Raw genomic sequence first — 14,514 nt, forward strand, 5'->3', positions numbered from 1 at the left:
CGACCGGGCACGGTGACGCCGCCGTGACGAGGATCGGCGCATCGTGTCGGCAGTCGTCCAGCGCGTCCGGGGGCCACCCGTCGCCGGCCGGACGCCGTGGGGGGAGGACCCAACATGGACCGATCGCTGATCATCGCGAAGGTCGATCCGACCGCCGAGGAGCGGGTCGCCGAGATCTTCGCCGAGTCGGACGCGACGGAGCTACCGCGCCTGGTCGGTGTCCGGCACCGCTCGCTGTACCGACTGCACGACCTCTACGTGCACCTGCTCGAGACCGCACAGCCGGCGGAGGGGGCGGTGGAGGCCGCGCGCGACCACCCCGAGTTCATCCGGGTCAGCGACCGCCTACGCCCGTACGTGTCGCCGTACCTGTCGACCTGGCGCTCACCGCGCGACGCCATGGCGCGGTGCTTCTACCGGTTCGACGCCCCGGACACCGGGCGGCGGTCGTGACGGCCACCGCGCCGCGCGAAGAGCAGCTCTGGTCCCGCTGCGCGGGCTGCGCGACCCTGCTCTACCGCAAACGGCTGCGCCGCAACCTCGACGTCTGCCCGGAATGCGGGGAGCATGCCCGACTCGGCGCGCCGGAACGCCTACGCCAACTGGTCGACCCGGGTTCACTGCGCCTGCTGCCCGACCGGCTGCCGGGGGCGGACCCGCTCGACTTCGTCGACGTGCTGCCGTACCCGCACCGGCTCACCGGCGCGCGGGCCAGCACGGGTCTCGCCGAGGGGGTCGTCTGCGCCACGGCCACCATCGGCGGGCACCCGGTGGCCCTGGCGGTGATGGACTTCCGCTTCCTCGGTGGCAGCCTGGGCTGCGCGGTCGGCGAACTGATCACCCGGGCGGCCGAACGGGCGCTGGACGACCGCACGCCGCTCGTCCTGATCACCGCCTCCGGCGGTGCGCGGATGCAGGAAGGCGCGCTGTCGTTGATGCAGATGGCGACCGTCAGTCAGGCCATCGCCGCGTTGCGCGAGGCGGGACTGCTCACCGTGAGCGTCCTCACCGACCCGACCTACGGCGGAGTCGCCGCCTCGTTCGCCACCAACACCGATCTGGTGATCGCCGAGAGTGGTGCGCGGATGGGCTTCGCCGGCCCCCGGGTGATCCGTCAGATCACCGGACGGGCCCTGCCGGAGGGCTTCCAGACCGCCGACTTCCTGCTCCGACACGGTCAGGTCGACATGGTGGTGCAGCGCCGGTCGCTGCGTGGACGGCTGACGGCGCTGCTCGCCGCGACCCGCGTCGGCCGTCCGGCGCGTCCGCCCGTACCCCGGCAGGATCCGGCGTGGCACCGTGAGCGCCTCGCCGACGACGGCGCGGTCCAGACGCGGCCGACGGACCCGCCGGCCGAGGCAGACGCCGGCCCCCCGGCGGTACGCGACGCGTGGGACACCGTCCGGATGGCGCGGCACCCGGGGCGGCCCACCACACTGGACTACCTGGACTCGGTCTTCGACGGGTTCGTGGAGCTGCACGGCGACCGGCTCGGCGCGGACTGCCCGGCCATCGTGGGTGGGGTGGCGCGGTTGGCCGGCCGGCACGTGATGGTCATCGGTCACCAGAAGGGGCACACCACCGCCGAGCTGGTCGCCCGCAACTTCGGCATGGCCAGCCCGGCCGGGCACCGCAAGGCGCTGCGGCTCATGCGCCTGGCGGCCCGCCTCGGCCTGCCCGTGGTCACCCTGGTGGACACTCCCGGCGCCGACCCGGGGGTGAGCGCCGAGGAGCACGGCCAGGCGGCGGCCATCGCCGAGAACATCCTCGCCCTCACCGTGCTGCCGACCCCCGTGCTCGCGGTGATCACCGGCGAGGGCGGCAGCGGCGGCGCGTTGGCGCTGGCGGTGGCCGACCGGGTGCTGATGCTGGAGAACGCCGTCTACTCGGTGATCAGCCCCGAGGGGTGTGCGGCGATCCTCTGGCCGGACCGGTCGGCGGCCCCGCAGGCCGCCCGCGCCCTGCGACTGACCGCGCCCGACCTGCGCCGCCTCGGCGTGGTCGACGAGGTCGTGTCGGAGCCGTCGAGCGCCGCGCACGACGACCCGGCGGAGACCGCCCACCGGTTGCGTGCCGCTCTGCTGGCCAACCTCCTGCCGCTGCTGGACGTGCCGCCGGCCATGCTGGTCCGCCTGCGCCGGCAACGCTTCCGACGGTTCGGCGCGAACCGCGTCGGCGCTCGGGCGGGCCTGCGATGACCGCCGGCGACCGGGGGCTGTCGACAGTCGACGCGTCCGACGATGTCGGGGTGGACGGCGAGGAGGCCCTCGCCGGGCTGCGCCGGCAGGCGCAACACCTGATCGCCGAGCTGGCCGGGCCGGTGCGCCGGATCCGGCTGCGCAGCGGGCCGGCGGTGCTGGAGGTCGAGTGGCACCCCGAGGAGGCGACCCGACCGGACGTACCCCTGCCCCGGGCCGAGGCGGCGCCGGCGGTCGGACCGACGACCGACGCCGCACCTGCGCTGCTCCGGCCGCCGGTTCCCGGGCGCGCCGCGGTGCGGGCACCGATCGTCGGCACCTTCTACCGGGCGCCGGAGCCCAGCGCGCGTCCGTTCGTCGCGGTGGGTGACCTGGTCCGCCCCGGCCAGCCGGTGGCCATCGTCGAGGCGATGAAGCTCATGAACGAGGTGACCGCCGACCGGGCCGGCCGGGTGGCCGCGATCCTCGTCGAGGACGGTCAGGCGGTCGAGTACGACCAGCCGCTCGTCGAACTGGACCCGGCATGACGGCGCGGGGTGACTGACCATGTTCGAGACCGTGCTGATCGCCAACCGGGGCGAGATCGCGCTGCGGGTGCTGCGCGCCTGCAAGGAGCTCGGCGTCCGGACGGCGGTGGTCTACTCCGCCGCCGACGCCGACTCGGCGGCGGTGCGCCTCGCCGACCAGGCCGTGCGGATCGGACCGGCGTCGAGTCGGCGCAGCTACCTCAACGCCGCCGCCGTCGTGGAGGCGGCCCGGCAGGTGGGGGCGCAGGCCGTGCACCCCGGCTACGGCTTCCTCTCCGAGGACGCCGACTTCGCCGAGATCTGCGCCGACAACGGGTTGACGTTCATCGGCCCGCCACCGGCGGTGATGGCCACGCTGGCCGACAAATCCTCGGCCCGCGCACTGATGAGCCGCGCCGGCCTGCCGCTGTCGCCGGGCAGCGTCGCGCCGGTACCGACCGCCGCCGCAGCGGCGGAGGTGGCCGACGCCGTCGGCTACCCGGTGATTGTGAAAGCCGCCGCCGGGGGCGGGGGCCGGGGGATGACGGTGGTGCGCACCCCGGGCGAGCTGCGCCGGGCCTACACCCGGACCCGGGCCGCCGCGCAGGCCGCCTTCGGCGACGACCGGGTGTACGTCGAGCGTTACCTCACCGAGGCGCGGCACGTCGAGGTGCAGGTGCTCTGCGACGCCCACGGCAACGGGGTGCACCTGGGCACCCGGGACTGCTCGGTGCAGCGCCGGCACCAGAAACTGGTCGAGGAGGCGCCCGCGCCGGCGCTGCCCGCCGCCGTTCTCGACACCATCGCCGAGACCGCCCTGCGGGGTGCGCTCCAGGTCGGTTTCGTTGGCGCCGGCACGCTGGAGTTCCTTGTCGACGCCGAGGAGAAGTTCCACTTCCTGGAGATCAACTGCCGGATCCAGGTGGAGCATCCCGTCACCGAGATGGTCACCGGGATCGACCTGGTGCACGAGCAACTCCACATCGCCGCCGGCGTACCGCTGCGGTGGCGGCAGAAGGAGATCCGCCTGCACGGCGTCGCGGTGGAGTGTCGGGTCAACACCGAGGACCCCGGGCGCGGCTTCGCCCCCACCCCCGGCCGGTTGGAGCGGTTCACCCCGCCCGGCGGCCCGTTCACCCGGGTGGACACCCACGCCAGCGCCGGTTACCTGGTCGGTCCCTGGTACGACTCCCTGCTCGCCAAGGTGATCGTCTGGGCGCCCGACCGGGAGTTGGCCCTCAACCGACTGGAACGTGCCCTCGACGAGTTCGACGTCGCCGGTCCGGGCGTGCACACCACCATCCCGTTCGTCCGGCGGGTGCTCGACGACGCCGCGTTCCGCAAGGGCCGCTACACCACCGGCCTGGTCGACCGTCTGCTCGCCCCGCCCGCGCCCGCGCCGACGGCCACCCCCGCACCGCGCACCGCGCCCGCCGCAGATCCCGACGCAACCCACAGGAGGACCCGATGACCGTCACCCATGGTCGACCGATGACAGCCGAGATCACCGACATCCTGGTGGCGCACTGCGGGCTGGACGCCGACGCCGCGGCACGGGCGCCCGCCGCGTCGCTGGAGGAACTGGGCATGGACTCGCTCGCCCTGCTGGAACTGTCGGCGGTCGTCGCCGACCGCTGGCAGGTCGCCATCCCCGAGCAGGCCGGACAGCTGAGCATCCCGGCGGTGGCCGACCTGGTCGCCCGCCGCGCCGACCCGCCCGGGCACACCGAGAACAGCGTGGTCATCGACGCGCCACTGGGGCTGGTCTGGGAGGTCACCAACGACGTGGCGAACTGGACCGAGCTGTTCACCGAGTACGCCGTGGTGGAGATCCTGCACCGCGAGGCCCACACGGTGCGGTTCCGCCTCACCATGTACCCCGACGAGAACGGGGTGTCCTGGAGCTGGGTCAGCGAGCGCACCGCCGACCCGGTGAGCAGGCAGGTCCGGGCGCACCGGGTGGAGACCGGGCCGTTCGAGTACATGCGCATCCACTGGCGCTACACCGAGGAGGCCGGTGGCACCCGGATGACCTGGACGCAGGACTTCGCGATGAAGCCGACCGCGCCGGTCGACAACGCCGCGATGACCGAGCGGATCAACACCAACAGCGTGATCCAACTCGCGGTGATCAAGGACCGGGTGGAGCGGATCGCCTGGCAGCGCGCCGACCAGGGCACGCCGACCGGCAACGACGCACCGACGGGAGCCGACGGTGAGTGACCTGAGCACCCGCCCGATCGCCGCCCGGGACGTACCCGCCGACCGCCGTCGCGGCGGTGAGCTGCGGGTGCTGCTCGGCCCCCGCACCGTCGGCAGCACCTCGGGTTTCCTCGGGGTGGCCACGCTCGAGCCGGGGGAGCGGATCGCCGAGCACTACCACCCGTACAGCGAGGAGTTTCTGTACCTGGTGCGGGGCGCGATCACCGTCGACCTGGACGACCAGCCGACGCTGCTGGCCGCCGGTGAGGGGCTGTTCGTCCCGGTGAACGTGCGGCACCGGCTGCGCAACACCGGCGTGGAACCGGCCGAGGTGGTCTTCCACCTGGGCCCGCTCGCCCCCCGGCCCGAACTGGGCCACGTCGACACCGAGCTGGTGGAGGCACCATGACCGGGCGCCGCACGGTGGTGACCGGGATCGGGGTGGTTGCCCCGGGCGGCGCCAGCCGGGACCGCTTCTGGAAGACCATCACCGAGGGGCGCACCGCCACCCGGCGGATCAGTTTCTTCGACCCGTCGGCGTTCCGGTCGCAGATCGCGGCGGAGTGCGACTTCGACCCGGTCGCGGCGGGGCTGAGCGAGGCCGAGCGACGCCGGGCCGACCGGTACGTGCAGTTCGCGCTGGCCTGCTCCGCCGAGGCGGTGGCCGACGCCCAGTTGGCGCTCACCGACGCGCAACGGGACCGGGCCGGGGTGGTGCTGGGCACGGCGGTGGGCGGCACGATGGCGTTGGAACAGGAGTACGTCACCGTCAGCGAGCACGGCCGACGGTGGTTGGTGGACGGGACGCGCGGTGGCCCGTACCTCTATCAGGCGCTGGTGCCCAGCAGCCTCGCCGCGGACGTGGCCTGCCGGCACGGGCTGCACGGCCCGGCGCAGGTGGTCTCCACCGGCTGCACCTCCGGCATCGACGCCATCGGGTACGCCCACCAGATGATCGTGGACGGTGAGGCGGACGTGATGCTGGCCGGTGCGTCCGACTCGCCGATCTCGCCGGTCACTGTCGCCTCGTTCGACGCGATCAAGGCGACCAGCCCGGACAACGACGACCCGGCGCACGCCTCCCGCCCGTTCGACGCCGACCGGCACGGGTTCGTGCTGGCCGAGGGCGGGGCGGTGCTGGTGCTGGAGGAGGCCGGCCACGCCCGGCGTCGGGGTGCGCACATCTACTGCGAGGTGGCCGGCTACGCCAGCCGCAGCAACGGCTTCCACATGACCGGGCTGCGGCCGGACGGGCTGGAGATGGGCCTCGCCGTCACCGACGCGCTCCGGCAGGGCCGGATCCTGCCCGAGCAGGTCTCCTACATCAGCGCCCACGGCTCGGGCACTCGGCAGAACGACCGACACGAGACGGCCGCGTTCAAGCGGGCACTGGGCCAGGCCGCGTACCGGATCCCGATCAGCTCGATCAAGTCGATGGTCGGGCACTCGCTCGGCGCGATCGGGTCCATCGAGATGGCCGCGTGCGCCCTCGCCATCGAGTTCGGTGTGGTGCCGCCGACGGCGAACTGGAGCACCCGGGACCCGGAGTGCGACCTGGACTACGTACCCAATGAGGCACGGGAGGTGCCGGTGGACGTGGCCCTCTCGGTGGGCAGCGGCTTCGGCGGTTTCCAGTCGGCGATGGTCTTCCGTCGGATGCTCGGCGCGGTGGCGGCGTGAGCGAGCGTAGCGAGCGAGCCATCAGGTACAGCAGCGTGGCGTCTCGCGCCGGCGCGGAGCGAAGCGGAGTGCTGGTGTGAGCGAGCGGAGCGAGCGAGCCGGGGTCGCCCGTGCGGTGGTGACCGGCATCGGGGTGGTCGCGCCGAGCGGCATCGGCGCGGACGCGCACTGGCGCACGGTCCTCGCCGGCACCCGCCGGACCGGGCCGATCACGTTGTTCGACCCGGCCGGTTATCCGACCCGCTTCGGCGGGGAGGTGTCCGGCTTCACCGCCGACTCCTACGCCGACAGTCGACAGTTGGTGCAGACCGACCGGTGGACGCACCTCGGCTTCGCCGCCACCCGGCTGGCGCTGGCCGACGCCGGCCTGCCCGACCGGGCCCCCGACCCGTACGGCTACGCGGTGACCCTGGCCAGCTCGTCCGGGGGGAACCTGTTCGGTCAGCGGGAACTGCAACGGCTGTGGGGCGGCACCTCCCGGACGGTCGGGGCGTACCAGTCGATCGCCTGGTTCTACGCCGCCAGCGTCGGGCAGCTCTCCATCCACCACCAGTTCAAGGGCCCGAGCGGGGTGCTGGTCGCGGAGTCGGCCGGTGGGCTGGACAGCCTGGCGCACGCCGCCCGCGCGGTGCGCCGGGGCACCCCGGTCGTGATCGCCGGAGCCACCGAGTGCCCGTTGAGCCCGTACGCGCTCGCCTGCCAGCTGCGTTCGGGGCTGCTCAGTGACGTCGCCGACCCGGAGCGGGCGTACCGGCCGTTCGACGCCACCGCCAGCGGCTACCTGCCGGCCGAGGGCGGGGCGGTGTTCGTGGTGGAGGAGTTGGGGCACGCCCTGGCCCGGGGCGCCCGGGTCTACGGCGAGGTGAGCGGCTGGGGCTCCACCCACGACGCCGCGCACACCACGGCGGAGAGCAGCGGTGACCCGGCCCAGTACGCGCGGGCGATGCGGCTGGCCCTGGACCGCGCGGGCGTCGCCGCCGCCGGAATCGACGTGGTGCTGCCCGACGCTCTCGGCGTGCCTCGCTACGACCGCAGCGAGGCCGAGGCGCTGCGGGCCGTGTTCGCCGACCGGCCGCCTCCGGTGACCACGCAGAAACCGCTGACCGGTCGGGCGTACCAGGGCGGCTCGGCGTTGGACGTGGCCACCGCTCTGCTCGCCTTCGCCCACGACACGTTGCCCGCGTCGGCGGGACCGGACGAGGTGGCCGAGGGGTGCGAGCTGGATTTCCTGCGCGAGCACCGCCGACCGCGCAGTCGACTCGCCCTGATCTGCGCGCGGGGTTTCGACGGGTTCAACAGCGCGCTGGTCCTGCGCGGGGCCGCGCCGATGAGGGGAGAGGCGTCATGAGCGACAAACGGGCCCGGGTGGTTTTTCTGGTGCGGGTGCCGGTGCCGCGCACCGAGGCGTTCCTCGCCGCGTACGAACAGGTGCGACACCTGGTCGCCGGTGGTGTGCCGGGGCACTTGGTCGACCAGGTGTGCCGGTCGTCGACCGACCCGGAGCAGTGGCTGATCACCAGCGAGTGGGCGAGCCTGGCCGACTTCGAGGAGTGGGAACGCAGCCCCGAGCACCGGGACCTCGTACGCCCGATGCGGGAGTGCTTCACCGACGCCCGTTCGCTGCGCTTCCACATCCACGCCCAAACCCCAGCCCTGACCTGACGGACCCGCCCCGTCCCGCCCCGCCCCGCGCTGCCCCGCCCTCGTCGATCAGGGAGTTGTGGTGGGCGACAAAGTGCTGCTTACCAGGACAAGCAAGGCACCACCACTCCATGATCGACGAACCCTCCCCGCGATCTTGCACTTACTGTCGCGACATAGAGGGCATTTAACGCGTCTCAACGACGGAAACTGCAAGATCGGCGGGGCGGGGCGGGGCGGGGCGGGGCCGTGCCCTGCGCCGCTCGGGTTCGACATTGGGGAAAGTGCGCGTAGGGTCCGGTAGCCATGAAGGTGCTGATCTCGGTGGACCTCGAAGGCATCTCGGGGATCGTGCATCCCGCCGAGACGAATCCCGATCGATACGACTACGAGCGCGGTCGGGCGTTGATGACCGCCGAGGCGAACGCGGCGGTCGCCGGGGTGCTCGATGCCGAACCCGACGCGGTGGTGTGGGTCGCCGACGCACACGGGACGTTTCGGAACATCCTGCCGGAGGACCTCGACCGGCGTGCTCACCTGGTGCGGGGCAAACCCCGCCCGCTGGGCATGCTCGCCGGGCTGGACGAGCACACGGACGCCGTCCTGCTCGTCGGCTATCACGCTCGGGCCGGCGCCGGCCCCGCCGTACTGGCCCACACGATGAGCGACGCCATCCTCGACGTACGGGTGGCCGGGCGGTCGCTGGGCGAGATCGGCCTCAACGTCGCCATGGCGGGGCACCTCGACGCGCCCGTCGTCCTGCTCAGCGGCGACGACACCGCCTGCGCCGAGTTCAGTGAGCTGGTGCCCTCGGCGGTCACCGTCGCCGTCAAGCAGACCCTGGGTCAGGCCGCCGCGGTGGCCCTGCATCCGCAGGAGGCGCGGGATCGGCTGCGCCACGCCGCCGCCGAGGCGGTCGCCCGGCGCGCCTCGATCCCACCGGCGACGATGGCCGGGCCGGTTGACGTCGAGGTCGATCTGTACGGGCCGTACATGGTCGACCTCGCCGTTCTGGTCCCGGGTGTGACCCGCGTCGGCGGCGGCCGGACGGTCGCCTTCCACGCCGCCGATGTCGCCGAGGCGTACCGGCTGGTGCAGCTGCTCGTCCAACTCGCCAGCATCAAACCGAACTAGTACGCGTGAACTGCTCAACGCCCCGAGCCTGTCCCGTACGACTCAGGAGGCGATGAGGTCCCGGGCATCCTCACAGAACCGGCGGACTGTGGGAGTGCGCCGGTACGGGTTCAGCGCGCCAACCAGGTTGCGAACGTGCTTGATGCACCTGGTAGAGGTGACCTGCCCGGTCAGGGTCTGCACGGCCTGGTCGCCGAGGGCGAGCGCCTTGTCCAGTTCGGGGTGTTCCTGTTGGACGTACGTGGTCGCGAGCAACGCGTTACGCAGTGCGCCCTCGCGGGTGTACTCGTTGCTCTGTAGCCGCAGCGCCGCCCGCAGGTGGTCGCGAGCGCGCGGCCAGTCTTCGAGCTTGACGAAGCAGTAGCCGGCCTGCGCGTGGGCCTGCGCCTCGTTGATCCAGTAGGACCAGTCGGGGTCGCCGTGCTCCGGCCGGCTGTCGGTGAACCTGTCGAATGCGGCGTCGAGCGCACGGCGGGTGTCGGTCATCGCCCGGTTGTTGGCATACGCCTCGGCGGCCCGCAGGTCGAGGATCGTCGCCACCCTGGGGCTTGTAGCCGGGTAGCTGGCGCGCGCCGTCTCCGCAAGGGTCACGGCCTGGCGGAGCTGACCGAGATCCTTGGCCTGGCAGGACATGAAGCCGAGGATGTTCGCGCCGAGGCCGCGATCACCGGCCGCGTTGGCCTGATAGAGCCCAGCGATCCAGAACCGTTGCGCCTGGGTGTGGTGGCCGTCGTCGAAGGACAGCCAGCCGGCGAGGCGCAGCAGCTCACCGGCGGTGCCGTGCAGCCGTCGGCCGACCGTGTCGGTGTAGCTGCGGTCGCGCAGCACCTCGACCACCGTGCTCAGGTGCTTCCGGACCAGGCCCAGGGTCTGGCCGCTGCCGAGGTGATCGTCCATCCGTCGAAGGCTGGCGGTTACCGCGTCCAGGTGGTCCACGACGTCGCCGGACACGGGCCGGCCGGCCGTCGATGCGATGTCCTGCGGTGGTTGGGCGATCAGCCACTCGTGCGCCGGTGATGTCAGTGCGGAACCGAGCAGAGTGAGGAACATCCGTCGGTGCGTCATCCCCTCAGGTTCGTTCACCACCTCGCCCGCCCGCAAGGCCCCGCTTGAAGACCAGGGCAGATCAAGACCGGCCGAGGCGGAAGCAGCCTCGAACCCGTCGCTCGGCCAACCCAGCTCATCGAGACCAACCGTCCGCTGCAACCGCTCGGACAGCAGCGCCGTGGTCAACGACGGCCACGGCGCCCGGGGAACATCGCCCTTCTTCCACTTGTACGGCGTCTTGAGGTGTAGCCGCTCAGCACGCCCGTGCCGCTCGGCGCATTCGTTGAGACGTCGAGCGAACTGCTCCGGCTGCCAGCCCGCCTCGGCCAACAACCGCGTCAACGCCTCTCCGTCGGGTGCCACCCTCGAGCCTCCTCATGTGTAGCGACCGCCACACGAACAGTAGCGATGGGGTCCGACATCGGGTGGCTGTGGCACTCGTGGGCACTGATAGGCACCGAGCGCACCTGCCTTCGCGGCCCTCTGCGCGGAGTTCACTGGACACGTCAGGACGAGCGGGTCGAGTCACGATGGCGAGCTGTGAAGGCGAAGGTTCTCGTGGTTTCCGAAGTGGTGGCGTTGCTTTTTGGTGGGCTGGTACCCGGGTTTCTGCTCGGGTTGTTGGCGTTTCGGGTGAAGTCGAGGTGGTGTCCCCACTGTGGGCAGCCCACCCAGTCGCTGCCGCAGGGGCGGGACCGGTGACCCGGCCCGGGGTGAACCGTGAAGAGCCTGTCGGGCGGCGGGTGGCCCGTTGGCGGGTGCGTCGTCGGATGACCCAGCAGATGCTCGCCGACCGGCTCGGCAAGTCGAAGAGTTGGGTCGACAAGGTCGAGCGCGGCGTTCGCAACCTGGACCGCTACTCCGTCGTCCAGGAGATCGCCGAGGTGCTGCGCCTCGACCCGGCGGTGCTGCTCGACCCCTGCCGACCAGCACCGCCGGCGGTCATCGCCCTGGACGGCGTCGACGCGGTCCGCGCCGCCCTGGCCCACTACCACCAACGACCTGCCCGCACCGTGCCCGCCGCCGAGGTGGGGCGGCACGTCGCGCACGCCTGGCTCAGTTACCAGCACGCCCACTACGCCCACCTGTTGCGGGCGCTGCCCGCCCTGCTCGACGCCGCCCACACCAGCGCGGGCCTGCTGGTGCCCGCGTACCGGATCACCGCCTCGGTGCTCGTCAAGCTCGGCGAGCCCGACCTCGCCTGGCTGGCCGCCGACCGGGCCGTGGCCGCCGCCACCGGCGACCCCATCCGCACCGGCACCGCCACTATCGCCGTGGCGCAGGCGCTGCGCGCCCTGGGCCGCGACCGCCTCGCCCTCACCGCGTCCGTCGCCGCCGTGGGCACGGCCGCCGACGATGGGGTACGCGGAACGCTGCTGCTCCAGGCCGCCATGGCCGCTGGCGGCTGTGGCGACGGCCGCCGCGCCGACGACCTGATCGACCATGCCGCCGCATTGGCCGACCGGTGTACGGGCACCGACGACCCGCACCACACCGCGTTCGGCCCCACCGCCGTGCGACTGGCCCGCTTTGTCAGCGCCCTGCGCCTCGGCGACGCCGCCCAGGCCGTGTACCGCCACGAGAAGGTCATCCGCGGCGACGACTGGCGTCGACTCCCCGCCGAGCATCGGGCCGCCCACCTTCTCGACGCCGCCCGCGCCTACCTCGACGTTGGCGACCTCACCGCCGCCGGGCGCGCCCTGGCCGAGGCCGACACTGTCGCGCCCGCCGAGGTCCGCTACCGGCCTGCCGCCCGTACCCTCGTCGCCGAGATCGCCCACAGCGGCCGGGCAGCCGCCAGCGTGGCGCGACTCGCCACTCTCGTCGGTCTCACCCGTTGACCGCAACACCATCGGCCGTCCGGCCGGGGACGCGCGACGGTTGTACGAGGGGTCATACCTCGGTGACGCTCCGCCGAATCAGCCGCCCGATCCTGCCCGCCGAACGGGCTGTCGGCAATCCGGCTGGCCGCTGCTTTTGATCCATCCATTCGCATCTAGCAATGGCACCGTGGGAGTCGTATGGTTCCCCGCAGCACCCCGACAAGCGTACGTGATGGGCGGATTCGCCCTCTTTCATGCTGGGCGGTGAACGGCAGTGACGGCAGAAGATCCTACGGCGACAGACCCCGGCTGGGTGGACGAAGTCCTCTTCGCCGGGCACCAGACCGACGTTTGTCTTCGGCTGCCCGAGCCCGTCGACCGGGCCACCCTGCACCGGCTGGTGACCGCCGCGCAGGAGCGGCTGACCACCGCCGGACTGCGCCCCGGTGGCGCCGTGGCGCTGAGGTTGCCGCCGTCGCTGGCGTACGTGGTGAACCTGCTCGCCACGTGGCGCGCCGGGGGGCAGGCGATCCTGCTCGACCACCGGCTCACCGACCACGAGGTGGACCGGGCGCTGACCCGGTTGACCCCACAGGTGGTGGTCGCTCCGGTGCGGACCGGTGGCGGCGCGCTGAAGATCTTCGTCGACGTCACCGAGGGCGTCACCCGGTACGCCGACCGCCCGGCGGTCAGCGGCCACGCCGTGATCCAGCTCAGCTCCGGCTCCACCGGCCCGTCCAAGGTGATCGGCCGCAGCGCCGCCGACCTGGTCGCCGAGGTGCACCGCTACACCCGGATCGACGGGGTGGCGCTGCCCGGCGAGCGGATCATCCTGCTGCCCTCGATGGTGCACGTGCTCGGCCTGGTCGGCGGCCTGCTCTACGGGCTGCACGCCGGGGTCGAGCTGGTGCCGCCGGAGCGGCTCAGCGGCGACGCCGTGCTGGCCGCGATCAGCGCCGCCGCCACACCGGCCACCGTGCTGGGCGTGCCGTTCCACATCGGACTGCTCGCCTCCACCCGCCCGAGCGGCCCACTGCCACAGCTGCGACGGATGACCACCGGGGGCGAGCTGGTTCCGGCCGCCGTCGCCCGGGCGTTCACCGACCGGTACGGCGTACCCCTGGGCAACATGTACGGGATGACCGAGGTCGGGGTGATCGGCACCGACCTGCACGGCGCGCACCGACCGTCGATCGCCCCCGCCCCCGGGATCGAGGTCCGCGAGTCCGGCGGTGAGCTGTGGGTGTCCTGCCCGGCGTCGCCGTACGTCGGGCTGAGCGACCCGACCCGCTGGTCCGACGGCTGGCTGCACACCCGCGACGCCGGGACCGTCGACGACGACAGCGGCCTGGTCACGGTGCGCGGTCGACTGGACTCGCAGGTCTCCGTCGGCGGGATGAAGGTCGACCTGACCGAGGTGGAGGCCACCGTCGCCGAGCTGACCGGGGTCGCCGCCGCCGTGGTGGTCTGGGACGACGGCATCACCGCGTACGTCCAACCGGACGGCCCGCTGTCGGAGGAGACGCTGGACAAGCTCCTCGCCGAACGGTTGGCCGGTTACAAGCGGCCCAGGGCGTTGCACCTGCTCGATCAGTTGCCCCGTACCACCACCGGCAAGCTGGTCCGCTCGACCGACGCGCTGCGCTCGGCGGCCACCCCGTGAGCGGGCCGCTGCACCACCTCGACGTCGACCTGCGCGCTCGCCTGCGCGGCGACGGCCAGGACGAGGTCCCCGCCCAGCGGCGGGTGGCCGACCCGCAGCAGCTCGGTGCCGGGCACCGGCCGCAACGGCAGCCCCGGCGGCGGCATCAGCCGGCGCAGCCCGCCGCCGCGCAAACCCCGCCCGAGCGCCTTGCCGACCGCCTCCTTGGCGGTCCACAGCCGCAGGAAGTCCGCCGTCCGGCCAGCCTCGGGTCGGTCGCCCAACCAGGCCACCTCGGCGGGCGGGAACCAGCGGCGGGCCAGGGCGAGCGCCGGCAGGGGGCGGATCCGCTCCACGTCCACCCCGACCGGGCCGGCTTGACGGGCGGCGACCACCACCAGCCCGGCCGTGCGGCTGACGCTGACCGCCAGCTCGACCGACCCGGTCACCGCGTCGACCCGGGCGACCGGCCGTCCCTCGCGGTCGTGCGTCAGCACCACCTCGGCGTCGGGACGACCGAGCAGCAGGGCCCCCGCCCGCCGCAGCAGCACAGCGGCCGGATCCGGCTGACCGCCGGTGTCCCGGCCGACCCACACGTAGGCGGTGTCCCGACCGGACACCGTCAGCTGAACCACGCAGAG

Annotated in this window: 14 protein-coding genes; 12 read left to right on the top strand and 2 right to left on the bottom strand. The window is 72.9% G+C overall.

The window, feature by feature from the left end; all coding sequences use genetic code 11:
• Positions 1 to 114 precede the first annotated feature (114 nt).
• The 10 genes from ACZ6NZ_RS21030 to ACZ6NZ_RS21075 all read left to right on the top strand — a co-directional run bounded on the left by ACZ6NZ_RS21030 (position 115) and on the right by ACZ6NZ_RS21075 (position 9,361).
• Complete coding sequence (locus ACZ6NZ_RS21030; protein WP_465859694.1) at positions 115 to 453, top strand: TcmI family type II polyketide cyclase; 339 nt, start codon at positions 115 to 117, stop codon at positions 451 to 453.
• Positions 450 to 2,198 (top strand): acetyl-CoA carboxylase carboxyltransferase subunit alpha, encoded by a 1,749-nt coding sequence (locus ACZ6NZ_RS21035; RefSeq protein WP_465859696.1) that lies wholly within the window; start codon positions 450 to 452, stop codon positions 2,196 to 2,198. The genes ACZ6NZ_RS21030 and ACZ6NZ_RS21035 overlap by 4 nt, the downstream gene beginning before the upstream one ends.
• On the top strand, positions 2,195 to 2,725 hold the full coding sequence (locus ACZ6NZ_RS21040) for an acetyl-CoA carboxylase biotin carboxyl carrier protein (RefSeq protein WP_465859698.1): 531 nt from the start codon (positions 2,195 to 2,197) through the stop codon (positions 2,723 to 2,725). Before ACZ6NZ_RS21035 ends, ACZ6NZ_RS21040 begins: the two co-directional genes overlap by 4 nt.
• A gap of 19 nt (positions 2,726 to 2,744) precedes the next feature.
• Entirely contained in the window at positions 2,745 to 4,175 is a 1,431-nt protein-coding gene (locus ACZ6NZ_RS21045; RefSeq protein WP_366612602.1) for an acetyl-CoA carboxylase biotin carboxylase subunit, read from the top strand.
• A complete protein-coding gene (locus ACZ6NZ_RS21050) occupies positions 4,172 to 4,927 on the top strand; it encodes an SRPBCC family protein (protein WP_465859700.1) in 756 nt (251 codons plus the stop codon). The genes ACZ6NZ_RS21045 and ACZ6NZ_RS21050 overlap by 4 nt, the downstream gene beginning before the upstream one ends.
• Complete coding sequence (locus ACZ6NZ_RS21055; RefSeq protein WP_355007988.1) at positions 4,920 to 5,315, top strand: cupin domain-containing protein; 396 nt, start codon at positions 4,920 to 4,922, stop codon at positions 5,313 to 5,315. Before ACZ6NZ_RS21050 ends, ACZ6NZ_RS21055 begins: the two co-directional genes overlap by 8 nt.
• A complete protein-coding gene (locus tag ACZ6NZ_RS21060; RefSeq protein WP_465859702.1) occupies positions 5,312 to 6,586 on the top strand; it encodes a beta-ketoacyl-[acyl-carrier-protein] synthase family protein in 1,275 nt (424 codons plus the stop codon). Before ACZ6NZ_RS21055 ends, ACZ6NZ_RS21060 begins: the two co-directional genes overlap by 4 nt.
• 76 nt (positions 6,587 to 6,662) lie before the next feature.
• Positions 6,663 to 7,934, top strand: a complete 1,272-nt coding sequence (locus ACZ6NZ_RS21065; RefSeq protein ID WP_465859704.1) for a beta-ketoacyl synthase N-terminal-like domain-containing protein — start codon at positions 6,663 to 6,665, stop codon at positions 7,932 to 7,934.
• Positions 7,931 to 8,248: an antibiotic biosynthesis monooxygenase family protein gene (locus ACZ6NZ_RS21070; protein ID WP_465859706.1), complete on the top strand. Its 318-nt coding sequence runs from the start codon at positions 7,931 to 7,933 to the stop codon at positions 8,246 to 8,248. The genes ACZ6NZ_RS21065 and ACZ6NZ_RS21070 overlap by 4 nt, the downstream gene beginning before the upstream one ends.
• A gap of 285 nt (positions 8,249 to 8,533) precedes the next feature.
• Positions 8,534 to 9,361, top strand: coding sequence for a M55 family metallopeptidase (locus ACZ6NZ_RS21075; RefSeq protein WP_465859708.1), 828 nt, complete (start codon positions 8,534 to 8,536; stop codon positions 9,359 to 9,361).
• Positions 9,362 to 9,403: 42 nt separating this feature from the next.
• Here the strand turns inward: ACZ6NZ_RS21075 and ACZ6NZ_RS21080 are convergent, their stop codons facing one another.
• Positions 9,404 to 10,771 (bottom strand): hypothetical protein, encoded by a 1,368-nt coding sequence (locus tag ACZ6NZ_RS21080; protein ID WP_465859710.1) that lies wholly within the window; start codon positions 10,769 to 10,771, stop codon positions 9,404 to 9,406.
• 380 nt (positions 10,772 to 11,151) lie between these two features.
• Here ACZ6NZ_RS21080 and ACZ6NZ_RS21085 point away from each other — a divergent pair, with 380 nt between their 5' ends.
• A complete protein-coding gene (locus tag ACZ6NZ_RS21085; RefSeq protein WP_465860111.1) occupies positions 11,152 to 12,249 on the top strand; it encodes a helix-turn-helix domain-containing protein in 1,098 nt (365 codons plus the stop codon).
• Positions 12,250 to 12,544: 295 nt separating this feature from the next.
• The gene (locus tag ACZ6NZ_RS21090; protein ID WP_465859712.1) at positions 12,545 to 13,894 is read left to right on the top strand and encodes a class I adenylate-forming enzyme family protein; all 1,350 of its coding nucleotides are present in this window, start codon (positions 12,545 to 12,547) and stop codon (positions 13,892 to 13,894) included.
• Here ACZ6NZ_RS21090 and ACZ6NZ_RS21095 read toward each other — a convergent pair.
• Positions 13,822 to 14,508 (bottom strand): 4'-phosphopantetheinyl transferase family protein, encoded by a 687-nt coding sequence (locus ACZ6NZ_RS21095; protein WP_465859714.1) that lies wholly within the window; start codon positions 14,506 to 14,508, stop codon positions 13,822 to 13,824. The genes ACZ6NZ_RS21090 and ACZ6NZ_RS21095 overlap by 73 nt on opposite strands.
• Positions 14,509 to 14,514 lie beyond the last annotated feature (6 nt).

It is taken from the genome of Micromonospora sp. NPDC047756 (assembly GCF_055587245.1).